Annotated in this window: 15 protein-coding genes and 1 riboswitch; of the genes, 11 read left to right on the plus strand and 4 right to left on the minus strand. The window is 60.9% G+C overall.

Translation table 11 applies throughout. From position 1 onward, the window contains the following. Nucleotides 1-2: 2 nt before the first annotated feature. Complete coding sequence (locus N645_RS0102275; RefSeq protein ID WP_024459893.1) at nucleotides 3-5,795, minus strand: Ig-like domain-containing alpha-2-macroglobulin family protein; 5,793 nt, start codon at nucleotides 5,793-5,795, stop codon at nucleotides 3-5. 132 nt (nucleotides 5,796-5,927) lie between these two features. On the opposite strand from N645_RS0102275, the gene N645_RS0102280 reads away from it, so the two are divergent. The 6 genes from N645_RS0102280 (at nucleotide 5,928) to N645_RS0102305 (ending at nucleotide 13,588) form a co-directional block, all read left to right on the plus strand. Further along, complete coding sequence (locus tag N645_RS0102280) at nucleotides 5,928-8,036, plus strand: transporter substrate-binding domain-containing protein (RefSeq protein WP_024459894.1); 2,109 nt, start codon at nucleotides 5,928-5,930, stop codon at nucleotides 8,034-8,036. Between the two features lie 65 nt (nucleotides 8,037-8,101). Continuing rightward, nucleotides 8,102-8,260: riboswitch (cobalamin riboswitch) on the plus strand. Between the two features lie 171 nt (nucleotides 8,261-8,431). Further along, the gene (locus N645_RS0102285) at nucleotides 8,432-10,207 is read left to right on the plus strand and encodes a TonB-dependent siderophore receptor (protein ID WP_024459895.1); all 1,776 of its coding nucleotides are present in this window, start codon (nucleotides 8,432-8,434) and stop codon (nucleotides 10,205-10,207) included. 30 nt (nucleotides 10,208-10,237) lie between these two features. Continuing rightward, on the plus strand, nucleotides 10,238-10,846 hold the full coding sequence (gene cobO, locus N645_RS0102290) for a cob(I)yrinic acid a,c-diamide adenosyltransferase (protein ID WP_024459896.1): 609 nt from the start codon (nucleotides 10,238-10,240) through the stop codon (nucleotides 10,844-10,846). Nucleotides 10,847-10,854: 8 nt separating this feature from the next. Further along, nucleotides 10,855-11,892 carry an iron ABC transporter permease gene (locus N645_RS0102295; protein WP_238559208.1) on the plus strand — a complete coding sequence of 346 codons (1,038 nt, stop codon included), beginning with the start codon at nucleotides 10,855-10,857 and terminating at the stop codon, nucleotides 11,890-11,892. A gap of 3 nt (nucleotides 11,893-11,895) precedes the next feature. Next, the gene (locus N645_RS0102300; protein WP_024459898.1) at nucleotides 11,896-12,678 is read left to right on the plus strand and encodes a heme ABC transporter ATP-binding protein; all 783 of its coding nucleotides are present in this window, start codon (nucleotides 11,896-11,898) and stop codon (nucleotides 12,676-12,678) included. Nucleotides 12,679-12,718: 40 nt separating this feature from the next. Continuing rightward, on the plus strand, nucleotides 12,719-13,588 hold the full coding sequence (locus N645_RS0102305; protein WP_238559183.1) for a cobalamin-binding protein: 870 nt from the start codon (nucleotides 12,719-12,721) through the stop codon (nucleotides 13,586-13,588). Nucleotide 13,589: 1 nt separating this feature from the next. On the opposite strand, the gene N645_RS0102310 is transcribed toward N645_RS0102305, so the two are convergent. Beyond that, nucleotides 13,590-16,802, minus strand: a complete 3,213-nt coding sequence (locus tag N645_RS0102310) for a DUF3857 domain-containing protein (RefSeq protein ID WP_024459900.1) — start codon at nucleotides 16,800-16,802, stop codon at nucleotides 13,590-13,592. Between the two features lie 260 nt (nucleotides 16,803-17,062). Here N645_RS0102310 and N645_RS0102315 point away from each other — a divergent pair, with 260 nt between their 5' ends. Then, on the plus strand, nucleotides 17,063-17,815 hold the full coding sequence (locus N645_RS0102315) for a SapC family protein (RefSeq protein ID WP_024459901.1): 753 nt from the start codon (nucleotides 17,063-17,065) through the stop codon (nucleotides 17,813-17,815). 85 nt (nucleotides 17,816-17,900) lie between these two features. Here N645_RS0102315 and N645_RS0102320 read toward each other — a convergent pair whose 3' ends face one another. Next, nucleotides 17,901-18,347 (minus strand): universal stress protein, encoded by a 447-nt coding sequence (locus N645_RS0102320; RefSeq protein ID WP_024459902.1) that lies wholly within the window; start codon nucleotides 18,345-18,347, stop codon nucleotides 17,901-17,903. Nucleotides 18,348-18,526: 179 nt separating this feature from the next. Here N645_RS0102320 and N645_RS0102325 point away from each other — a divergent pair, with 179 nt between their 5' ends. Both N645_RS0102325 and N645_RS0102330 read left to right on the plus strand, forming a co-directional pair. Next, on the plus strand, nucleotides 18,527-19,459 hold the full coding sequence (locus tag N645_RS0102325; protein WP_036159800.1) for a TIGR01777 family oxidoreductase: 933 nt from the start codon (nucleotides 18,527-18,529) through the stop codon (nucleotides 19,457-19,459). A gap of 223 nt (nucleotides 19,460-19,682) precedes the next feature. Then, nucleotides 19,683-20,195 carry an Hsp20 family protein gene (locus N645_RS0102330; protein ID WP_024459904.1) on the plus strand — a complete coding sequence of 171 codons (513 nt, stop codon included), beginning with the start codon at nucleotides 19,683-19,685 and terminating at the stop codon, nucleotides 20,193-20,195. Between the two features lie 84 nt (nucleotides 20,196-20,279). Here N645_RS0102330 and N645_RS0102335 read toward each other — a convergent pair whose 3' ends face one another. Further along, nucleotides 20,280-21,290: a GlxA family transcriptional regulator gene (locus N645_RS0102335; protein WP_036159802.1), complete on the minus strand. Its 1,011-nt coding sequence runs from the start codon at nucleotides 21,288-21,290 to the stop codon at nucleotides 20,280-20,282. A 161-nt stretch (nucleotides 21,291-21,451) separates the two neighbouring features. Between N645_RS0102335 and N645_RS0102340 the strand changes: the two genes are divergently transcribed. Continuing rightward, nucleotides 21,452-23,356 (plus strand): beta-ketoacyl synthase, encoded by a 1,905-nt coding sequence (locus N645_RS0102340; RefSeq protein WP_024459906.1) that lies wholly within the window; start codon nucleotides 21,452-21,454, stop codon nucleotides 23,354-23,356. A gap of 195 nt (nucleotides 23,357-23,551) precedes the next feature. Next, complete coding sequence (gene rpsP, locus N645_RS0102345) at nucleotides 23,552-23,803, plus strand: 30S ribosomal protein S16 (protein WP_024459907.1); 252 nt, start codon at nucleotides 23,552-23,554, stop codon at nucleotides 23,801-23,803. Nucleotides 23,804-23,815 lie beyond the last annotated feature (12 nt).

The raw sequence follows: 23,815 nt of genomic DNA on the forward strand, positions 1-23,815 counted from the left end.
CATCAAGGCGTTTCATTCACTCTGACGGTTTCTGTGGCCGAGCGGCCGAAAGTTTCCGGTTGGTACATCTCTTCGGCTTTGGCCGGTGGCACCACGAACTCACCGGGCGTGGTGGCCAGCGCGGTGTATTCGTAGTGATACACGCCGGGTTCCAACTGGGTGCTGAAGGCTTCGGCGCGGTCGTCGCGCAGTTGCTGGTGGTTGTACCAGTGCCCGGGTCGGATTCGGCTGCCCATGATTCCTCGTTCGTTCTCCCGGATCGGCGCACTGGTTTCCAGGGCGGGATTGAGTGCTTCGAAGCCCGCCGGCAGGCGGTCGGTCAGGGCGACGTGGTGGCGCCGGGTGGGAACCGTGAGGGTGAGCGTCACACGCACGGCGGCGCCGGCTTTGATGTTCCAGGTGCCGTCGTCGGCCTGTGTGACATCGTCAGGATCATTGACGGCTTCATAGTGGCGCGCCACCTGAAACCCGTGTCGGGCGGCATCCAGTTGTAAATCCGCCGGGGCGTATTCCATTCCGATTCGGTAGTAGAGACGACCTTGTCCCTCGTGTTGTAGTGCCAGAGTGGTTGTGGGTTCGCCGCTTTGCAGTTCACTCATTGAAACCCCGGTGCGGGTGGGCTTGCCGCCCCGGCCCTGAAAGGATTGCTCACCGAGGTAGCGATCGCCCAGCCAGGCCTGAGCGGTCAGGTCGGGCTCGTCGGCTTCCCGGGCCTGGAAGTAGTTTTTCAGGGCGAGCAGGGCGAAGACGTTTTCCTGGGTGTTACCCCAGTGACCATTGCGGCGATGATTGACCAATCCGCGGGCGAGTTTTTCGATCAGGTCACTGTCGGGTCGGGCGCTGAGCAGTGCGTCCAGAACCACCGCGTCGGTGCGTCGACTGCCGTGCAGCACCCAGTGCCCGCCACCGGCATAGTCTTCCACAAAAGAGGCGGTGGCCGCAGTTTCTCGCAATTGATTGGTCAGGTGGCGCAGGATGTTTTCGTGCAGCGGCTTCGCACTCGGCTCGTTGGCCGTGGCGCTCAATAACCAGCCCATGGCTTCAAGGCTCAGCTCGCTCTCCGTCTGCCGGAAATGATCGATGGCAGCGGAGGCAACTGAGTCACCCGCCAGGGCCTGCACATAGATGCTGTAGGCAAGCACGCTATTGCCGGGTTTTTCCGCCATGGATTTGGGGAGTTGCTGGGCGACGGAGCGGGTATAGCTCAGCGCCGACTCCAGAACCCTGGCTGGAACCTCGTAGCCCGCTTCCCGGGCTCGCAACAGGGCGTGGGTGACGTGGACTGACAGATACGCCTGAGACGTCTCATTGCGCACCCAGAAACCCCAGCCGCCATCGTGATTCTGCAGCTCTTCCAATCGGCCCAGAAGGTCGCCAACACTTTGTTGTATGGCATCCTCACCCGGTAAGCCTTCCGCATTGAATGTGCCCAGTAATTCATTCAGGCTGGCAATGGCCATCAGGCGTGAGGCCAGTTGTTCGGCACAGCCGTAGGGGTAGTCGTACAGGTACAGGAAGGCGTCCTGCAGGGATTGGAACTGGGTGCTGCTGGTAGTCAGGCTCAGGCCGCCAAAATCCGGATAGACGTTTTCGGGGATGCTGACTTGTAAGAATTTGTTGCCCCCGGTCAGGCTGCCGTATTGCGCAAAGGCTTCGTCGGTAGCCGGGCGTTGAACAGGAACGGCGACCTCGGCCGCGTCCTGTCGCTCGCCGGAACGGACGATCACCTGCACGCGGGCTTCACCCACCTGAATCGGTTCAGCACTGAAGCGGACCTCGCGCCGGTCGTTGGCGGGAACGGTCAGCCGTCGTCCGGGGGCGCCACTCAGTGTCAGGTTGCTGGCCCGCAGCGCGAGCTCAACGGTCATGGCCTGGTCGGTGGTGTTCTGTACCACGACGGGCAATTCGGCCCGGTCGCCCAGGTTCAGAAAGCGCGGCAGGGAAGGGCGGACCATCAGTGGCAAGCCAACGTCGATCCGGGCATCCCCGGCACCGAACTGCTGCTCGGTGTGGGCCACCGCCATTATGCGATAGCGGGTGAGGTTGTCCGGTAGCGTGAAGGAGACATTTGCCTCGCCTTTTGAATCCAGGGTAACCGTGGATTCAAAGGTGGCCAGGGCACTGAAGTTTTGGCGCAGTGTGACTGCAGGATTCGAGCTTTCGTTGGGGCCGCGGCCCAGAGCCATCGCATGGAATTCCGTGGCTACGATTTTTTCGACCAAACCGTCGTTAGCGTCTTCTGGAACCAGAGGCATCTCAGCCCGCGAACGGTATTCGATGACGCCATCCATGACCGCGCGATACATTTCAGTCAATGGATCGGGCAGGGTGTAGCCCGCCATATCCAGTACCGCCTGATCAACGGCATAAAGCGTGACTTCCGCGTCCGCCGCCGGTGCGCCTTGCGGGCCGGTTACCCGGGTGGTCACCTCAATCGGGTCGCCGGGTTTGAAGGCTTCCGCACTCGGGCTGACCTCGACGTTCAATTGGCGATGGGTGTTACTGACCGGCAGTGTCAATTCTCCGACCGCGATCTGGGGCAATGATTGGCCCTCGGCAGGTGTCCCGCCAATTGCTTCGGCGGTGACCACCAACTGGGGCAGGTAGTTGTCCTTGATGGGTACTTCCAGCGTATGGGTACCGTCCTCCAGGTAATGATAGTCCACCTCGACCAGCCCCTGGCGCTGCACGGTCACCAGCGTGTGCGCCTCGGTGAAGGGTGTCTGTATTTGAACGTTGGCGGTATCACCCGGGGCGTATTCATCCTGATCGGGGATCAGTTGGACGCGCGGTTGCTCCTCATAGGTGGGCCCGATGTCGTTTATGGGGCCGGCGACCCAAAGGTGAATCTGTGACCGGTTTGGACGATCTTTGGCGTCCGTCACCGTGGCGGAAATCCGATACTGCCCGCTGTCGGCGGGGCTGAATTCACAGGTCTGTTTTTTATCTGACGGCGTGCAGTTGAGGGTGTACTGTGTCTGCCAGTCGCCGTCTTCCCAGGTCAGGCGTTCCACCTCAATGTCGGGCGCATCCGTGGTCACGGCGTTGCCGTCGATATCGACCGTCACCCACTGAACGGTGATGGTGTCTTCGATATGTGCGAAGCGCTTTTCGGTACGCAGTCCAACGTAGAGATTGCCCGGGTGCACAAGTGAAGTGTCGTTGGTGCTCCACTGTTGCCGATTGACGTCGGTAACGGTCGTGGTCACATCCAGTGTATGGGGAAACAACAGATCGGAAAAATCCAACGCCTTGTTGGGTGCAATGCTCAACCGATGTTCGCCTTCGGTATTGGTTTGCCCCGAAGCCTGGTGCTGCCAGCGGGCTTCCTCGGGTTGGGGCCAAAAGCCGTGCCGCCACATTGGGGGGACGCGACCAAAATGGTAATCGGACCAGCCCGGCGGTGCATAGCGAGCCGTATTCAGGGTCAGTTGCCAGTCCACCGGAGCGTTGGGCAGTGGGCCACCGGCATAGTAGCTCGCCCGGGCCGTGGCCTGTAAGGGCGCTTGTGCGATAGGGCGTTCGGCGCTGAAATTCAGGTCGACCTTGTATTCGGGGCGGCGGAAGGTCTCGATGCGGAAGCTGTGGCCACCAAAATATTCATCTATTTCATTCTTACCGCGGAACAGGCGCAGTTCAATTGCGGCCGAACCGGACGCGGCGCTACTGGGCAGCGGTAGAGAGAGGTCAAAAGCGCCGGACTCGTTCAAGGATAGCCGCCCCTGGTCGAGTTCATTGCGTTGACCATCGTAGGCCGTCCACTCCAGATGGGTCAGACCCTCGGGGTAGTGTAGGTCGCCCTCGACGCCGAACCCGCGCTCGCGGATAAGGCCTTTCAGGTGGACGGTCTCGCCAGGTTGATAGAGTTGGCGGTCGGTGAAGGTGAACGTCGGGTAACGATAGTAGTTGTATTCGTCCCGGTAAAGCGGCGACAGGCTGTGCGCCTGAAACAGAGCCTGATCGGACTGGCTCTCAACCATCAACGACGAATGATCTTCTCTGTCCGATAACGGCAATGAAGCCAGTCCATTGTCATCGGTTGATGCGCTGATCGCTCCGACGTGTACCCGCGCATCCGCAATGGGCGTGCCCGTGGTCAGGTCGGTGACCCAGGCGGTGACCCGATCGCGTTCCGCGTAGGTGCTTACTCCAAGATTGGTGACTTGCAGCCATTGACCAGATTGGGCCTGGTTATAGCGGTATCGGCCATTGTCTTTGTTGTCCATTTCAGGGGACGACGCAAACACCAACAGGTGGCCAAAGCCCTCCTCGTTCAACCACGAATCCAGCGAAAGGCGTGTGACCGTCATTGTGTTCGCTTCGGCATCCAGTGTCAGGGTGTGGTTTTCCAGTAATGTGCCGGGCTTCTCCGGCTTTTCCTTATCAACTGCTCGACGGTAGTTCAGGCGGTAGCGCTGGAACTCGGACCAGTCGTCCGGTGTGACCCGGCGGACTTCAATGTTCAGTGTCTGGATATTCCGGCTGACGATGGGCAGCGTGGCAAAGGCCCCGGGCAGGGTAATCAAATCTTGACCGGGCAGGGTGAACATCGGAGGGTAGGAGGCGATAGTGACCTTCGTGACCAGGTCTTCTTCCAGCGCCCGACCAAACTCGTCTGTCGTGCCAGCGGGTAGTGTCAGTGTGTATTCGGTCTCCGGCTGAAAAGAGCCGCGCAATTGGATATAGGTGCCGTAGTGAGAAATCTCCAGCCCGTCCACGTCGGGGGATACCTCAAGCCGGGATTTGTCCCAGTCTTCGGAAAGACGATGGCTGAATTGTAACGAAACCCCTTCATCGGGTGTGCACTCGCGCACGGCACAGTCATTACGCTCGATCCGCAATGGGCCGGCGGTGCGAAAGGAAAATGCTTGGTCGGCTTTGGTCAGCCGGTTGCCGGCCTTGGCCGGAGTGCCTTGCGCCAAGGTCAGTGAAAACGTCTGATTCCAGGGGAGTGGTTCGGAGGGTGTCAGGGCCAGCCACTGTTCGGCCGGCACGTCGTCAATCAATGCCTTGTATTCGTCCTGCGCCAGGGAATCCGGGTCGACCCGTTTCAGTGCGTGGGTGTGTTGCTTATCTTTCAGGCTCACATGCTCAAGCAATTGGTTTTTGTCGATGGCCTGATTGAAGATCAGGACCAGAACGGGTTGCTTGCCAGTGACGGCGTTGTCTCCGGGGTAAAAGTCGGTGACAGCCAGGGGCGCGGTCGCAAATTGCCACTGTGCGGTGGTGGCCAGGGGGACGCCGGCGGCGGAGGTAAAACCCTCCTCAAGGGTCACGGTGTAGTCCGTGGCCATGGGCAAGGCATCACCGGTGGGCTCGAAGACCAGGCTTTGGGTATCCAGCCAGCGCCACTGCCCCTCAACCTCGGGGGTCAGGGTAACGGGAATGTCTTTTTCCAGCGTCTGCTCCAGGCGGGTGAGCGGCACCATGGGTTCGGAAAACGTGAGGCTGACCAATGCGGCCCGCTCGATTTCACCCTCCGGCGCATAGCGCACCAAGTGCGGAGCTGAAGGGTTCTCGTCCGGTGTCAGGTCGTTCGGCCTGGGGAAAGCAGGCTCGGCGGTCGGTCCGGTCGGTGGGGCGGGCGTATCGGCCGTGGTATCGGTTTTTGCGGGCCCGGAAGCGGCCGGCAGTGGCGGTAGCGATTGCAGCAGCGCGGCGGTCTCCTGTTCGCTCAGGGTTTGGTCTTCGCTCAGCCCGCCGGGCTGGCAGCCGGTGAGCGCCAACAGGCCAAGGCCAAAAATAAGAGGGGAGATGAGTCTGGCCGCCCGCCGGCGTTGCTCTTGAGTATCCATGCTTGATCCTTTCAATCCGATGTTATCCGCTGTGCCCCTGACCGGGGGTCCCGAGGGTGCTGATTGTGCAATCTGAGAGCTCAGACAGTAGACTGTAGCAAATAATCCCCCTACCGGATTGAGAGGATCACTATGCGCGCATTTCTGTGGGGCTTGTCACTGATGTGTCTGTCCATCGCCGGTTGCAGTCAGGACGGCTCCGAGAGTGACAATTCCCCGGCGGGCGAAAAGGTGCCCGATACCCCAGATGGCTATGTCGAGACGGGTGATCTCGACGCGCTGAAATCCCGGGGGCAATTCCGGATTCTGGTGCATCGGGCCGCAGATGAGTATTTGCCGCGGGCCGGCTATCCGCTGGATGTGGAGCGGGAGATGGCCAAGCGGTTCGCCCGGGAACAGGGGCTGGAGCCTGTGGTGATTTCGGTTCCCGAGTACGGAGACCTGTTGGCGCAGCTGTTGGCCGGTCGGGGCGATATGGTGGCGGCCAACCTCACGGTGACCCCCGAGCGGGCCGAGCAGGTGGGGTTTACTCTGGGGATTGATCAGACCCGGGAAGTTCTGGTGGGACGCAGCGGAGAGCCCGCTCCCGAGGGTGTCGCGGACCTGAGTGGCCGGCGGGTCGGGGTCATGCGCGATACCAGTTTCTGGGAGTTGGCCGAGTCCTACTTTGCCGAGGTGCCGGATATAGACCAGGACATCGAAATAGTGCCGCTGCCCTCGACCATGACCAGTGACGAGGTGCTCGATGGCCTGGTGGCGGGCGAGTACGATTTTGCGCTGCAGGACAGTAATGTCATGGACGTGGTCCGTACTTACCGGGACGATGTACAGGTGCAGCTCACCCTGGGGGAGCGACGCCCGCTAGCCTGGGCGATTCGCCCCTCCAATACCGCGTTGCTTGAGCAACTCAATCGCTTTCTGACCCGCGAACGCCTGACACGCACCGATATCCGGGCGCATACGGACGATCTGACGGGCATCAAGGAACGCAAGGTGTTGCGGGTGATTACCCGGAACAACGGCGCTACTTATTATCTGTACCGGGGGGAGTTGGTCGGTTTTGAGTACGAACTGGCCAAGCGCTTTGCTGACAGCCTGGGCGTGCGTCTGCAGATGGTCGTGGCCGACAGTGACGAGGCGATGATCCCGATGCTCAACGAGGGGCGTGGGGATATGATTGCCGCCTTCATGACGCGCACGGACGAGCGCGCGGATCGGGTGGCCTTTTCCCGTCCCTACCACTACGCCACCGAGACGCTCGTCGGTCGGGCGGACGAGCCGGCCATTGACTCGCTCAAACAACTGGCGGGCCGTACCCTGCACCTGCGCCGATCCAGCAGCTATTGGTCAACAGCCGAGTCGATCCGGGAGCGGGGGGTGGATGTAACCCTCGCGCCGGTCTCTTCCACCATGGAAACGGAGGATATTCTGGCTCGCGTGGCCGATGGCACCTACGACCTGACCATTGCCGACAGTCATATACTGCAGTCGGAGCTGACCTGGCGGGACGATATTCAGGGGCTACTGCCCCTGGGTGATCCCACCAACCAGGGCTGGGCGGTGCGCCCGGAGAATCCGGAGTTGCTGGCGGCGGTGAATGCGTTCTGGAAAAAGGAATACCGTGGACTGCATTACAACATTCTGTACAAACGTTACTTCGAGGACGACGCCCGCATCCGTGAGCAGCGGGCCGGACGGGTGGATGTGTCGGAAACGGGGGCGCTTTCACCCTGGGATGAACTGGCCCGGTCCTACGCAGAGCAGTATGGCTTTGACTGGCGCTTGATCCTGGCGCAGATGTATCAGGAGAGTCGGTTTGATCCGGCGGCGGTGTCCTGGGTGGGCGCCAAGGGTTTGATGCAGGTCATGCCCCGTACCGGCAATGAGTTGGGGTTGTCTCCCCTGGATGATCCGGAGGTCAGTGTCCATGCCGGCGTCAAGTACATGGACTGGCTGCGCTATCGGTTCCCGGAGCGGCTACCGGTGGACGAGCAGATGTGGTTTTCCCTGGCGGCGTACAATGCCGGCGTGGGCCACGTGCGCGACGCCCGCCGCCTGGCGGACCAACAGGGGTGGGATCCGGACCAGTGGTTTGGTCATGTGGAAAAGGCCATGCTATTGCTCACCCAGCCGCGCTATTACCAGAAGGCCCGATTCGGTTTTGTGCGCGGCCATGAGCCGGTGAATTATGTGCGCCACATTCGGGATCGCTACCGCGCCTATGCCCGCCTGACGGAGTAATGGCGAGCCTGCTACGTTGGGGGTACCGCCTGTGCGTCGTTGACTTTCCCGCGGCGCTCGCCTACATTGCCGCCTCGACACAGGGTGCCTGCTGCCCCCGACTCCTATCGAGGCTGAGCAGGTTAAACGGGAAGTCTGGACAATCCAGCGCTGCCCCCGCAACGGTGATCAGGGTGAATCATGGCCCTGTAAGCCCGATACCGGCCCTCTGTCGCGTTCTATGATGGAGCGGAGGGCTACCATCCGGCAATCCTTCACGTGCTGCCCCGCGCAGCCGCGTCGCTTTGCGTTTCCTCCCTCCCCATGTTGTCTTTGATCAAACATAGGGGATTACTGTGTTTAAAACATCTGTACTCAGTGCAGCGGTCTTCGCTGCCTCGGTCCCGGCGCTTGCCGTGGCTCAATCATCCGATTCAACGTCGATTACTTCACCGCTGGAAACCTTGGTGGTGGTCGCTTCCCGTACCGAAACACCGCTACGCCAGTTGGGTAGCTCGGTCGCCGTGCTGGACAAACAGGATCTGAAAAACCTGGGCGTACAGTCTCTGGCCGACGCGCTGCGGACCATGCCGTCGGTGTCCATTACCAATGCCGGTGGGCCGGGTAAAGCCAGCTCGGTGCGGGTGCGCGGTGAGTCCGGTTTCCGGACGTTGGTGCGCGTGGATGGGGTGGACATCACCGACCCCACGGGGCCTCAGTCGAGCAGTCAGGTGCATCACCTGTTGACGGCCAACGTTGCCCGGGTCGAGCTGCTTCGTGGCCCCCAGGGCATGATGTACGGCGCGGATGCGGGCGGTGTACTCAACGTCACCACCGATCATATCAACGACGGAATGCAGTCGGGCCTGAGTGTTGAAGGAGGCCGCTACGATACCCGGAATTATTCGGGGTATGTGGGCGGTGGTAATGAGCAGGGCGATTTTTATCTCTCGGCCGCGCGCGCTGATACCGAGGGTTTCAGCGCTCGATCCGACGATCCCACCGGGGAGGCCGATGGCTACGAAAACACCACGCTGCACGCGCGCGGTGGTTGGAATCTGGATCGGGATTTGCGGGCGCAGATCGTTGTGCGTGATACCGAAGGCACCTCTGAGTTTGATAACTGCGGCTTCCCGGTGACAACGCAAAACTGCGTTGATCAGTTTGAGCAAACCAACGCTCGGGCGAGCATTACCCACAGCAATCAGAGCGGCGCCAATACCTTTGCTTACTCTCAGACGGATGTGGATCGGGTCAACTACGCCGATGGCGCTGAGTCCTATCAAACCGAAGGCAAAATCGCCAAGTGGGAACTGAACGGTAAAGTGGATCTGGCCGACTCTCACACCCTGGTGTACGGCGCCGAGCATCGCCGCGATGAGGTGATGGACCTGGAGCGCGAGCAACGCGGGGCCTACCTTGAGTATCAGGGTGATTATCAGGATCAGTGGTTTGTGACCGCCGGTGTGCGTCAGGATGATAATGACGATTTTGGCAATCACACCAGCTACCGACTGAGCACCGCATACCTGGTGCCGCTGTCCGGTGGTGAACTGAAGTTCAAATCGGCTTTGGGTACCGGGTTCCGCGCACCCAGCCTGTCGGAAATCGACTATAACCGATCACAGGAACTTCCACCGCCGTCGTTGGACGCCGAAGAGAGTCGAGGTCTGGATCTGGGTGTCGAATATTTCGGACGTGACGGCCTGTACCTGGAAGCGGTCTGGTTTGACCAGAAAATCGAAGATGAAATCTTTTTCGATATGATCGCTTACAGTGGTTATCTGCAAGATGGCGTCACCAGTGAGTCCCGAGGGGTAGAGCTGAATTCCGAGGTGCCTTTGGCCGACCAGTGGCAACTGGTGGGTAACTATACCTACGTGGACACCGAAGCCGGCGATGGCAACCCTCGCTCACTACAGCCGCGTCATCTGGCCAATGTCGGTCTGCGCTACTCGCCGGTGGAGGCACTCACGGTGGCGCTGGACTGGCGCACATCCCGGGATCGGCAAGAGGGCACCACCGAGTTGGACGATTATCAGGTGGTCAACGCCAATGTGCGCTATCAGGTCATTGACGGTATGGTGGTGTTTGTGCGCGCGGAAAACCTGTTGGATGAGGACTATGTCGAAACCCTCAACTACAACACCAGCGGCGCGGCCGGCTATGCCGGTGTAGAGTTCACCTTTTAGGCACTAATGACAGGACACTCCATGAGTGACATGAACGAAGAGCGCAAGGCGGCCCGTCACAAGGCCGCCATGGAGAAACAGAAATCCCGGGTGGATGCCCGTATCGCGGCGGCGGACACCGATCGCGGTGTGGCCATTCTGTTGACCGGTAATGGCAAGGGGAAATCCAGCTCGGCCTTCGGCATGGTGCTGCGGGCCCTGGGTTATGGCCAGAAGGTGGGCGTGGTGCAGTTCATCAAGGGCGAGCAGCTCTCCGGGGAAGAAATTTACCTCAAGGAGCAGCTCCCTCAGGTGCGCTTTTACCAGATGGGTACCGGCTTTACCTGGGACACCCAGGACCGCAGCGGCGATATTGCCGCCGCCGAGCGGACCTGGGCCCAGGCGGCGGAGATGCTCAATGACCCCTCACTCGATCTGGTGGTGCTGGATGAGCTGACCTACATGCTGGCCTTTGATTATCTGGATGAGGCCACGGTGCTCTCGGCACTGGCGAACCGCCCGATGCATCAGAGCGTGGTGGTCACCGGGCGGGGCGGCGGTGCTGAACTGCAGGCCCTGATGGATACCGTCTCGGAAGTGAAGGATATCAAGCACGCCTTCAACGCCGGGATCAAAGCCCGTCGGGGCGTGGACTACTGACCGTGGTGGTGCTTGCCCGCACCCGCCAGAGCCGGCGCCGTCAGGGCACGATTGTCCTGGGGGGCGCGCTGCTGGTCAGCGTACTGCTCTCGCTGTGGCTGGGCTCGGTGAATTTGGGGGCGGTCAATGTCCTCAAGGCTCTGGTGGGGCTGGAGGCACCCGGGCACACCGCGCAGATCGTGCAGGCCATCCGACTGCCGCGCGCCTTGCTAGCGGCGTCGGTGGGAGCACTGCTGGCGCTGTGCGGCGCTATCCTGCAGGGGTTGTTCCGCAACCCGCTGGCGGACCCCTCCCTGATCGGCGTGACCGCCGGCGCCTCCGTGGGCGCCAGCCTGATGATTGTGCTCGGCACGGGCATGAGTGGGGTGCTGACCGGTGTGGCCGGTATGTCCCTGGTATCCCTCGGCGCGTTTCTGGGCGGGCTGCTCACCGTGTGGTTGGTTTATCGGGTGGCGACCGGCATCAATGGCACCTCCGTGGCCACCATGCTGCTGATGGGCATCGCGGTGTCCGCTCTATCGGCCAGCGCCACAGGGCTGCTGGAGTACTTTGCCGACAACGAAATGCTCCGGCGGATCAGTCTCTGGCGGATGGGCGGCCTGGAGGGGGCGAACCTGACCCGGGTGTTACTGGCCGGCGGTATTCTGGCCGTGGCATTGCTGGCCTTGCCGTCCTTTGGGTGGGCGCTCAATACGCTGCTTCTGGGTGAGTCTCAGGCCCGCCACCTCGGGGTGGATGTCGAGCGGCTGAAAACCCGGCTGATCATTCTGGTGGCGGCGGGGGTCGGGCTCTCGGTGGCGGTGGCCGGCAGCATCGCCTTTGTCGGGCTGGTGGTGCCGCACATGATCCGGTTGTGGGTCGGGCCGGATCATCGCTACCTGTTGCCTCTGTCGGCTTTAGGGGGCGCGGTGTTGCTGTTGCTGGCGGATGTGGCGGCACGCACCGTGATGGCTCCGGCCGAACTGCCCGTGGGCCTGGTGACGGCCCTGTTGGGGGCGCCATTCTTTATTTCCCTGCTGCGCCAGCGCCGCTTTGAGGGGGCTTAGGCCATGTCATTACTGCACATCGATCAACTGAGTGTCTGTATTGACGAGCGCGAACTGGTCTCCTCGGTGTCACTGGCGGTGCAGCCGGGTGAAATCCTGGCGCTGATCGGGCCCAACGGGGCGGGTAAGACCACGCTCCTGCGCGCCATCAGTGGTGACCTGAGTCCGAGCGCGGGGGAAATCCGGTTCAACGATCGGGTGCTGGCGCACTGGCTCGCGGGTGAGAAGGCCCTGGCGTTGGCGGTGCTGACCCAGTCCAATCCGCTGGCCTTCCCGTTTACCGTGTCTGAGGTGGTGGCGCTGGGGCGCACGCCCCACAGTACCGGCGTGCTTATCGATGAACAGGTGTGTGCCGAGGCCATGGCGGCTCTGGATGTGACGCACCTGGCCGAGCGGCTCTATCCGTCTCTGTCCGGCGGTGAAAAGCAGCGGGTGCAGTTGGCCCGGGTGATGGCCCAGATCTGGCGCCCGGATACCGCCGACGGTCGGCTCCTGCTGCTCGATGAGCCGGTGGCGGCACTGGATCTGGGCCACCAGCGCCAGCTGATGCAGGCGGTGCGGGCCTTTGCCGATCGGGGGGTCGGGGTGGTGATGGTGGTGCACGATATCAGCCTGGCCGCCGCTTACAGCGATCATCTTCTGGCACTCAAAGACGGTGGTCGGGTGGCCTATGGTTCGCCGGATGAGGTTGTGAATACGGCGCTGATTGCGGATCTGTTTGATACGGAGGTGGAGGTGATTACCCATCCGAAAACGGGAAAACCGGTGGTATTGGCCAATGGGTAAACGTAAGGGTTTGTTTCGTCGGTTTTTGACGGCGTTTATTTTGCTGCTTGGTTTATCCCTCGGGCTCCATGCACTGGCCCAGATCCAGGTAACGGATGATCTGGGCCGGGAGATCACTTTGGAGCAGCCGGCCAAGCGGTTGATTGCGCTGGCACCGCATATCGTGGAGAACGTCTACAGCGCCGGCGCAGGTGACCGATTATTGGCGGCGGTGGATTACAGTGACTATCCACCGGAAGCCCAAAAGTTGCCGCCTCTGGGGAGCGCCCAGTCGGTCAGTGTGGAGGCCGTTGTGGCACTGGAGCCCGATCTGGTGTTGATGTGGGCCACCGGTAACAGTCGGACCTTGCGTCAGCAGTTGGAGCGGCTTGGAATCAACGTGTATGTGGATGAGCCACGTACCCTTGAGGATGTGGCTCGCTCGGTCCGCTCCATCGGCGCACTCACGGGAACCGGGGATAGCGCTGAACAGGCCGCCCAGAGACACCTGAATCGATTGGCCGAGCTGCGGGCTCAATACAGCGAGCGAACACCGGTCAGCGTGCTGTATCAGGTCTGGCATCAACCCCTGCAGACCCTCAATGGCGAACACCTGGTGAGCGATGTGATCCGCCTGTGCGGCGGACGCAATGTCTACGCCGATGCCAAGCCTCTGGCACCGACCATCAATATGGAGTCGGTGTTGGAGCGCGATCCCCAGGTCATTGTGGCCAGCGGTATGGGAGAGGAGCGCCCGGATTGGTTGAATGAGTGGAAGTCGTGGTCCGAGTTGACGGCGGTACAGCGGGATAACCTGTTTTTTGTGCCGCCGGATCTGATTCAGCGGCACACGCTGCGCATCCTGGATGGCGCCGAACTCTTCTGCCGGCACATTGACCGGGCCCGCCAGCGCCTGTCAGGCGACCCCTGAGTCAGCGGGTCGCCTGATCCGAGTGTGGATTGCGGGTCACCGGGCGGGAGAGGGCGTCGATGGCGTTCAGGGTAAACGCCTGGAAGTCGTGGTAGTCGTTGGCGGAGAAGCGGCCGGCTTCGAGTCGATAGTCAAACTGATGGGTCAGCGCATCAGCGCCGGCGAGGGACCGTGACCGAAAGTGACCAAAGCGGGACTGGTCGTGCTGGTCGGCCACTGGCTCCGGTGTCCGTTCGTCCTCCACCGGGTAGGTGATGCGGGAGGTCAGCCGAAGGGGGTAGGCGATCTCAAAGTCCGTCTGACGATCGTGCACGTAATGACTACTGAGGTAGTAGCGCTCCCAGTAGGCCGGATCGATGACCGCCGCCTGATCGCGCTGGCGCGCGCTCCGGCCGACCCGGTAGTTGAGCGTCAGAATCAGCTCCTTCTCGGTGTCGTCCAGGTTGTCCACGGACAGTGATTCCACAATCACCGGCCGGCCATTCTCCCCGAGGAACCGCTGCACCCAATTGAGTCGCTCGCGGGGCTCGATATCTTTGAAATAGCCGCGCAGGCTGGAGGCAAAGTAGTCGCTCATGGTCAAGCTTTCCCGCACCAAGGTTTCGCCATTGGGCAGGGCGCTCAGTGATCGGCGGATGTCGACTCGGCTGGGGCTGAGTGCGGGTACCTGAACCAGCGCAGGGCGCTCTCCCAGAGTCAGCGTCCAGGTGCTTCCCAGCCCGTCCGGTGCTACCCCGAGCAGATCGATGTTTTTGTTGGTGGCATCGATAAAGGTGCCGCCGTTCCACTCCGGCAGATACACGACCATATGATCAAACTGATCGATGCTGGGCATATCGGGGTCCACCGGGCCGGACAGATTGGCCAGGGCCAGCTCGGCGGGAATCCCGGCTTCGCGCAGCAGGCGCCAGAGCAGTACCGAGTGGTCCTTGCAGTCGCCAAAGCGGTCCTGAAGAATCTGCTGCGGTGGGTTGGGGGTGTAGCCGCGCACCCCGAACTCGAGCGCTTTGTAGGTCAGGGTGCGTTGCACATAGCCGGCAAGGGCGGCTATGCGTGCCCCGGTATCGTCCGGGGCCAGGCCCTCGGTGAGTGTGGCCACCAGTGCACCCAGCTCCGGGGTATCCGCGAGAATGACCTCGTTCACCCGTGTCCGGTAGTCTGATCCGGCTTCCCGCCACTGGTTTTTACTGACCACAACCACACCGGCCATATAGTCTTCATCGTCCACCTGCATCGGCTCCCACAGCGCCGGGGTCGGGTTTTCCACGGTCCAGAGCAGAGAGTTCCGGCGCTTCTTGGGCTTGGGCGCGTTGGTCTGGTTGTACAGCAGGTCGTCCAGCTCGCCCTCGATATAGAGCGCCGATAGCCCGATCGGACGCTGGCCGGACAAATATAGGCGCTCGAACGGGAATCGCTCGGCCGGGGAGCGCTGTTCCAGAGTGTATTCAAACTCGATCCGGTAACCCGGCGCCAATCCGGCCACCGGGGCGCGAACAACCTTGCCGAAGGTGGCCTGGTCGTAGTCCTCGGCATCGCCAATGTACAGGCTGCTCCGGTCCAGTGAAGACACCCGCTCGCCGTCTTCGTCAAACACCTCGAGGCGGTTTATATACAGGCGTTCAGAAAGTGGGTTGTAGCGGGCCATCAGCGTGCTGTGACGATTGACGCCGGCGGTATCGTGCACCTGGATATGACGCACCTCGGTGGTTTTGAGCGGTCTGGCCGGGTCGTAGTGATAGGCCGTGACCGTCAGGGGGTAATGAGAGTCATAGCCGTCTATATCACTCACCTCGTCCGGAGGCGTCAGGGCGGGCCAGGCCACCGGCTCGATGGGGGTGTTGATGGAGGTGGAATCGCCCTTGCCCAACTGGGCGTTGGTGAAGCGCAGATATTCAGCGGTGGCCCGGTCGCCGGGCTGCAGGATCAGTGCCTGCTCGAATGACGCCTTGGCCTCCCGGTAGCGCTCAAGATGGTACTGGGCATCGCCCCGGTAGTTGTACACGGTATTGGAACCCAGCCCTCGCTCAATCAGCCGGTCGCTGTAGGCGATGACCGCTTCGTAATCCCGCATGTCTCCGAGCACATCCATCCGGGTCAGGTGCAGGTTGGCGGAGTGAACCCCCCGGCGATCTGCCTCATCCAGGACCGTCAGGGCCTGCTGGAAGGCGGATCGGGCCCGGGCGACTTCCGCTTGCGCCTGGACGGCGGCTGCACCGGGCTGGCGGGGGCTGTGCTGGTCCAACACGGCCTGGGCCTGGTCGGCCCGGTCCTGCTGCAGCAGGCTCTGCACATACGCGTAGAGGTCGTCTTCCGACAGGGAGCCCAGTGCAAAACCGCGCTGATAGTGATCAATGGCGGCCGGATAGTTCTGCAGGTGGTACTCAAACCAGCCCAGCCAACCCTGGATCATGGCGTCGCTCTGGGCCTGAATGTCCGGGTGCTGCATGAACGCCAGCCCGTCCCGGTAGCGGTTCAGCAAGTTGTAGGTGGAGGCGGTGTTATTGATATAGACCTTGTCCTGTGGATCGAGTCGGGCGGCAAGGGCAAACCCTTTTACCGCGTCCAGATGGTTCTCTGCATTGTGGAAATACAGACCGGCGGCGTTGTAGAACCAGGCTTGCGCTACGGGGTCGGCCGCAGCGTTGGGCTTTGACCAACTCACAGCGTCGACGACCTCTTCGGACAGAGTATCCAGGGCCGCGTCGTCCAGGGTGGTCCAGACGGCAAATAGGTGGGTGCAATCACCCCGGTTGACCAGGTGATAGCGAAAGCGCAGCGGCAGTTCATCCTCCCTGGGCAGAAGCCGCTCCCAGGACGCTGCCTCCTGTTGGCCAATGCGTCGGGGTTGGGGGTTGCGGGCACCCGGTGTGGGGTATTCGTGCCCGATGGCCCGTAACAGAGCATAGCGCACCGCCTCTTTACCGGGCCGCCAGTCGGTGAAGCAGGCGGGGACCGAGACGAAAGCTCCCTGCCAGCGCTCCCCGCCAATGTCCGGGTGGCTGACATGCTCACTGACCTGTGGCCAGTAGGTCCAGTCGCTCCCGGTCAGGTCCAGTTGGTAGCCAAACGGCGATTCATAGGTCTCGAACGGCTGGCCGCTGGTGACGGGTTGAGCCTCGGAGGATCGGTTTTTCGCGGCGATAGCCCCGGGCGTCAGGACGGTCAACGCCAGAACAAGACTGGCAATACGATACAGGGGAATGCGAGGGGGCATGACGAAGGGTCCTTTAGCCGGGTCCTTTTTCCGAGCCGTGATGGCTTATTATGGACCACAGCGCTCATGGGGAGTATGGCACGGGGGTCGCGTTTGTTTTGGGAGTCTAGCCGGAAAGTCCAGGGTGGGCAAATGGCGCGCCAAGTGGTCACCGAGGGGGATTTCGGGTGGTGACAGAGCTTCGGATAATGCTAGTATTTGTCCTTTCTTGCATCACGGCGCCCGGTGCGGCGCTTGAGAATAACAACTGAGGTAATATCGTGTCGAAACAATTGCTGATCTACAACAACATTTCCCCCGTCTCCAGCGAAGCGCACCGCGACTGGTCGATCCAGATTGACAACCACGCCTTTGCCGAGGAGCTGAATTCCGTGCCGCTGCTGGCGACCGAAATCACCTCTGTGGCCCGTGAGCTGCCGGTGATTTTTGCCAAGACCCAAGACGATGGCGGTTTTGTTCCCCTGGCGGTGATGGGCCTGAAGAAAGGCCAGAACCTGTTTCTGGACGAGAAAAAGCGCCTGACTATGCGCTATATCCCGGGCTTCCTCCGCCGCTACCCCTTCGCCTTCGCCAATGACGGCAAGACGGACAACTTCACCCTGTGCATCGACGACCAGTTCGAAGGCTGGAGCAAAGATGGCAGCGAGGGCAAGCGTCTGTTCACCGAAACGGGCGAGCAGACCGAAGAGCTCAAGGGCGTCATGGAGTTCCTGAAGGACTACCAGTATCGCGCCGAGCTGACCAATGTGTTCTGCAAGCGTCTGTCCGAGCTCGAGCTGCTGGAGCCGATGGAAGCCAATATCAAGCTGAAAGACGGCCAGGAAGGCGGCGGTTTCAACCTGACCGGTTTCTACGTGGTCAACCGCGAAAAGCTCAAGAAAATCAGCGACGAAGACGTGCTGGACCTGTTCAAGAAAGACGGTCTGGAGCTGATCTTCAGTCACTTGCAGTCCATGCAGAACCTGAATGCACTGGTCAACAAGTACTCAGAGCAGTCCAAAGAAGCCGCCTGATTGTTTCGGTGGTTCAAAAAACCCGCACTGGCTGCGGGTTTTTTTGTGCCCGGCGTTCGGGCCTCGGGGGTGTGAGCGGGGCAGATCAGGTGCCCTGGGCGGGTTCGTGGATGCGCACGATCAGAACGTCACAGGCGGCCTGGTGCAGAATATCGGTCGCGGTGGTGCCCAGCAGTCGCTTCAGTCCTTTTTCCCCGTGACTGCCGGTCACGATAACATCGGCGCCGAGCTTGCCGGCCAGGTAAGTGATCTCTTGTGGTGCGTCGCCAAACAGGATGTGAAGGTGGTCGGGAGGCAGAGCCATGCCTTCAGCATATGCCTGGAGGCGAGGAAACAGCTCCTGACGAACCTGCAGTTCACCGTGGCGATGGTTGCGCCCGGTGCCGCTACCCAACGCCGTGACCGGGTGCTCGGCCACGTGGACCAGATGGAGGTGCGAGCCCGTCGTCACGAGCTTGCTCGCGCCGCTCAGGACCTGGGCAGAGTCCTGGGTCAGATCCAGTGCCACCAGGAGGGTGTTATAGCGGGACATGGCAATCTCCCTTAACCGGTTCTAAGCTGTTGTCTCCATAAGTGTAGCCCAAGGCGTGGGTTGATCCGAACGAACCTGAGGTAAGTAGTAGACTGTAATCAGAGGATCAGGCTGAGCGGCCTCCGAACGTGGGGCTGAATGCCGATCCGCCATACCTGTTAAGACCCGGAGAGCGGACTATGACCAGCACCGACACCTCGCGCACCATCCTGTTGACCGGCGGCACCGGCTTTATCGGTGTACCGCTGTGTCATGCATTGCAGCAGCGGGGCTATCACCCGGTGGTGCTCACCCGGGACACCCTGCGGGCCGCAAGGGTTCTGGGGACGGGCGTCAGCCTGGTATCGGAGCTGAGCCAGTTGCCGGATCGACCGGTCGACGCGGTGGTCAATCTGGCCGGCGAGCCCCTGGCCAGTGGCCGCTGGAATGACCGGCGCAAAGAGGAATTTCGGCGCAGCCGTATCGGGACCACCGAGGCGCTGCTGGCCCACTTTCAACAGCGGGGCCACTTTCCGGAACGGATGGTCAGCGGCAGCGCCATCGGCTTCTATGGCGATGGGGGTGACCGACCGCTGACGGAAGTGGATGGTAGCGGTACGGGATTTGCGGCCCAGTTATGCCGGGACTGGGAGGCGGTGGCGGAGCGCTTTGCCGACTCCGGTACCCGGGTCTGTCGGTTGCGGACCGGCATTGTGCTGGGGCCCGGTGGGGGTGCGCTGCAGTCCATGTTGTTGCCCTTCAAGCTGGGGTTGGGCGGGCGTCTGGGGTTGGGGCGCCAGTGGATGTCCTGGGTTCACCGGACGGATCTGGTGCGTCTGATTCTGCACTGCCTGGAACAGGACAACCTGTCCGGACCGGTGAACGGGACGGCGCCGAATCCGGTCACCAATCGCTACTTCACCCGCTCCCTGGCGAAGACGCTTCATCGCCCGGCCGTCTTCCCCGCGCCGGCGTTCATGTTGCGGGCCATGATGGCCGATATGGCGGATGAGTTGTTGCTGGTCAGTCAGCGGGTATTGCCGGAGGCGGCGCTGGAGTCCGGTTTTCAGTTTCAGTATCCCGAACTGTTGCCGGCGCTGGAGCAGATTCTTCGCAAATCCGGGAGCGAATAGCGACCGGAATAAATAATTTTCTTCGGAGCCTTGAAAACGGTCTGGTCGGCCTTATTTTTTCAGTAAGCCCGCTCGAATTGAGGGGCCTGGTTACCGGCACTACCTGATCGGTCGTGTGTCCGGATGAGCAACACGCTGTTGCTCCCGGCCGGTAGCATTCACTGAACCTGACTCGATCATTGTGATGAGTCCCATTGAATATTGCTCTGAAGAGGATATTGTTATGCGTAGCTTTGATTTTTCTCCCCTGTACCGTTCTGCCATCGGCTTTGATCGCATGGCCAGCCTGCTGGATACATTGAGCCGCAGCGAGCAGAACCAACCCAGCTATCCCCCGTACAACATCGAGTTGACCGGTGAGGATCAGTACCGAATTACCATGGCCGTCGCCGGGTTTGACCGCTCGGAATTGAACATTGAGGTCAATCAGAACAATCTGACGATTTCGGCCAATAAAGAGCCCGAACAGGAAGAGCGGCAGTACCTGCATCAGGGCATCGCCGCGCGTAATTTTGAGCGCCGGTTCCAACTGGCCGATCACGTGGAAGTCAAAGCCGCGACCTTCGAAAATGGTCTGCTGCACATCGATCTGAAGCGGGAGATTCCCGAGGCGATGAAGCCGCGTACCATTGAGATTGATGATGGGCAAAGCCCGTCATTGAAAGATGGTCGAGACGTCAAGTCTGTTGGTCACGAAGCGGAATCGAAAAACAGTGGCGACTCCAAAGCCGCTTAAACGGCACTCTGTCCTCGAGAAAAACCGGCGAGTCACTTCGCCGGTTTCTTTATGGGTTTGAACTTGACGATTTCTCGGATCGGTTCACTCCGCGCTGAACAGTTTCGCCCGAACGGTCGCCCGGTATTCACGCGGGGTGATCGCCAACTGTTTTTTGAACAGGGTGGTGAAATAACCCGTATCCTGATAGCCCACCTTATCGGCAATTTCAGCGATGGTCAGGTTGCTGGTTTTCAGTAAGTCCCGGGCATTGTTGATCCGAATTTCCTGCAGATAATCCAGGGGCGTCTGCCCGGTGGCGGCCTTGAATCGACGGTTCAGGGTTCGCGTGCTGAGCCCAAAGCGCTCTGCCACCTGAGAGAGCACCACCTCCCGTGGGTAATTGTCCTGCAGCCAGAGCTGGACCTGAATGATGTCTTCATCCGGATGGCGACTGTGCGCTTCCTCAAAGTAACCGCTGCTCTCGTAGGAACGGCGGATTTCGTGGGAGAAGTGACGTTCGACGTGGCTGGCAATGCGCTTGTTATACAGGCGCTGAATAAAGTGCACCGTCAGATCCGCCAGCGAGTTCACACTGGCGGCACAGTAGAGATTGCCCGCCTGGGTAATGAAGTACTGTCGCTTGAGATCGACCTCGGGGTAGTCGCGTTGGAACTGGTCGAAGTAGTGCCAGTGAGTCGTGGCGGGCTTGCCGTTGAGCAGTCCCGCCTCGGCCAGAAAACAGCAGCCGGTACCCACCGCGCTGATCAGGGCGCCGTTCTGATATTGCTCCCGAAGCCAGTCCAGCACCTGCGGTTGGCGCCGGATGATGGGGCGCGGGTTGCGCCAGAAGCCGGGTACATAAACCAGGTCGGGGGAGGGGGCATTCTCCAGGGCGTGGTCTGGCGTCCAGCGCAGGCCGGATCGGGTCGCGGCCGGCTCACCCTGGGCCGAGACCGTGCTCAATATCAGTCTGGTTCGCTGGCTGCCGCGGTCGCGCTGGTTGGCGCTCTCCGCCGTGAGCAGCATTTCCATGGGCAGAGTGGCGCTGGTTGCCAGCATGTTGTCGCTGAGCAGAAACGCAATCTGGATGGCTTCTCCGGCATTCTGGGGCATAAAACGGGCTCTCTGGTGTGATTTGGCCAAAATACCACAAGTTTTGGCGAAAACAACCATGACAATTGCCAGTCAGGGCAATACACTTTCCAGCTGTCCAGACCTCCTGTGCCCGCCGTCTGTGGGCCCGTCGAGGTTGTTGAATTCAATGGGAGTCAACTATGTCATCACTGCCGGTTATTGTGGGATTTGGTGGTTTTAATGCCGCCGGTCGAAGCTCGGGTCATCATGCCTATCGGCGAATGATCATCGAAAGTTTGCCCACACAAGAGCGGCAGGAGACCCTGGCCGGCCTGGCGGTGCTGATGGGGCTGGTGACTTTCGAAGACAATGCTTATCGGGACGCGGATGACCGCCCCTATGAGCTGGCCGAGATTGAGCGCCAGTTCGGCCCGGCGATTCTGGAGGGCACGCTGATTCGCCGCATCGACCCGGCGCTTTTTGATGTGGATGCCGCGCACTGGCAGAAAAGTGCCAGCCTCAGTGGTAGCGAGGCGCCCATGAGTTTTGAATTGTCCGAGCGCGACCTGCCCGAACCGCTGCCTTCCGACTGGCAGGTTCAAACGCTGGACGATCGGCGCGTCAAAGTCACGCTGACTGGAACACTGGATGTAAAATGGGACAGCTTCCGGGCTCTGCCGGTCAAGTCCGCCGGGCAACTGCCCAAGGGGTTCGATCCCGGCACTCTGTATAACTCCCGCTTTCATCCCCGAGCCTTGCAGTTGACCGTCATTGGTGCCTCTGATGCGATCCAGTCGGTGGGTGTGCCCTGGGCTGACATTGCCAATGCGGTGCGTCCGGACCAGGTGAGTGTATATGCCAGCAATGTCATGAGTCAGATGGACGAGGCGGGCTTTGGCGGTTTGCTGCAGGCGCGCCTGAAGGGCGGTCGGGTCAGTACCAAGCAGTGCCCACTGGGTCTGAACAGCATGCCGGCGGATTTCGTCAACGCCTACATTATCGGCAGCGTCGGTCAGACCGGGGCCATTGCCGGCGCTTGTGCCTCATTTTTGTATAACCTGCGCGCGGCGGTGGAAGACATTACCGCCGGACGCTGCCGGGTCGCAGTGGTGGGCAACGCCGAGGCTCCGATCACCCCGGAAATCATCGATGGTTATGCCACCATGGGCGCTTTGGCCGCCGAAGACAAACTGAAGAAAATCGACGGTGCCGACGAGACCGACCCTCGTCGGACCAGTCGACCGTTTGGAGAGAACTGCGGTTTCACCATTGCCGAATCCAGCCAGTATGTTGTGCTGATGGATGATGCGCTGGCGATTGAGCTTGGAGCCGATATTCACGGTGCGGTCAATGACGTTTTCATCAATGCGGACGGCTTCAAGAAGTCGATTTCAGCACCGGGGCCGGGTAACTACATCACCATGGCCAAGGCGGTCGCCTCCGCGCGCGCCATTCTGGGTGATGAGTCGATCCAGAAGCGCTCCATGATTCAGGCCCACGGCTCCAGCACCCCCCAGAATCGGGTGACCGAATCCGAGATCTTTCATCGGGTGGCCGAGGTGTTCGGTATTACCGACTGGCCGGTCACCGCGGTCAAGGCCTATGTGGGCCACACCCTGTCCGCCGCCAGCGGCGAGCAGTTGATCAACAGCCTCGGTGTGTTCCGTTATGGCTTTGTGCCGGGCATCAAGACCATCGACAAGGTGGCGGATGACGTGTTTTCCGAACGCCTGACCATTCCGCTGGAAGACCTGGATCGCCGGGAAAATCCGCTGGATGTGGCGTTCCTGAATTCCAAAGGGTTTGGTGGCAACAATGCCACTGCCAGCGTGCTGGCCCCCCGGGTGGTGGAGCCGATGCTGCGCCGCCGCTACGGTGACTCGGCGTTTGAAGCTTACGCGGCGCGTCGGGAGTCGGTCCGGGAGCGGGCCGGAGCCTATGATAGCCAGGCGCTCAAGGGGCAGTTCGATACCCTGTACCACTTTGGCCAGAACATGATCGATGAGAGTGAAATCGAGCTGGGCAACCGGGAGTTGCGCCTGCCGGGCATGGCGCAGAGTATCGACCTGGACCTCCCCAATCGCTACACCGATATGACCGACTGAGCGCCCGGGCGTCTGCCGGTCGGCCACAAGCGGCTGGCCGGCACGCAAATTGGCCGATCTTTGTCCATATCGGCCTATACAAAGCCGATTCTTTCCCTTAAAATACCGCGCCTTTCGCACCCTGTGTGTGATTGGGTCTTTTCACCGGGTGTCGGTAAGTGCCGGCCCCAATTGGAAAATATAGGAAAATCCTCAATGGTAACTATTCGTCTGTCACGTGGCGGCTCCAAAAAGCGTCCTTTTTACCACCTGTCCGTAACCGACAGCCGCAGCGCCCGTAACGGCCGTTACATCGAGCGCGTTGGTTTCTTCAACCCGATCGCCCGCGGTCAGGAAGAGCGCCTGCGTATCGACAATGAGCGTGTCGAGTACTGGGTAGGCCAGGGCGCACAGCTGAGCGAGCGCGTAGCCAGCCTGCTGAAAGAGCAGAAGAAGCAAGCCGCCTAAGCGAGGCGCGCT

It is taken from the genome of Marinimicrobium sp. LS-A18, from assembly GCF_000463525.1.
GTDB lineage: Bacteria > Pseudomonadota > Gammaproteobacteria > Pseudomonadales > Cellvibrionaceae > Marinimicrobium > Marinimicrobium koreense.

Bases quoted from the DNA above. Each gene is read 5' to 3' on its own strand.
- N645_RS0102275 (WP_024459893.1), bottom strand. From the start codon at position 5,795: ATGGATACTCAAGAGCAACGCCGGCGGGCGGCCAGACTCATCTCCCCT.
- N645_RS0102280 (WP_024459894.1), top strand. From the start codon at position 5,928: ATGCGCGCATTTCTGTGGGGCTTGTCACTGATGTGTCTGTCCATCGCC.
- cobO (WP_024459896.1), top strand. From the start codon at position 10,238: ATGAACGAAGAGCGCAAGGCGGCCCGTCACAAGGCCGCCATGGAGAAA.
- N645_RS0102300 (WP_024459898.1), top strand. From the start codon at position 11,896: ATGTCATTACTGCACATCGATCAACTGAGTGTCTGTATTGACGAGCGC.
- N645_RS0102310 (WP_024459900.1), bottom strand. From the start codon at position 16,802: ATGCCCCCTCGCATTCCCCTGTATCGTATTGCCAGTCTTGTTCTGGCG.
- N645_RS0102320 (WP_024459902.1), bottom strand. From the start codon at position 18,347: ATGTCCCGCTATAACACCCTCCTGGTGGCACTGGATCTGACCCAGGAC.
- N645_RS0102325 (WP_036159800.1), top strand. From the start codon at position 18,527: ATGACCAGCACCGACACCTCGCGCACCATCCTGTTGACCGGCGGCACC.
- N645_RS0102330 (WP_024459904.1), top strand. From the start codon at position 19,683: ATGCGTAGCTTTGATTTTTCTCCCCTGTACCGTTCTGCCATCGGCTTT.
- N645_RS0102335 (WP_036159802.1), bottom strand. From the start codon at position 21,290: ATGCCCCAGAATGCCGGAGAAGCCATCCAGATTGCGTTTCTGCTCAGC.
- N645_RS0102340 (WP_024459906.1), top strand. From the start codon at position 21,452: ATGTCATCACTGCCGGTTATTGTGGGATTTGGTGGTTTTAATGCCGCC.
- rpsP (WP_024459907.1), top strand. From the start codon at position 23,552: ATGGTAACTATTCGTCTGTCACGTGGCGGCTCCAAAAAGCGTCCTTTT.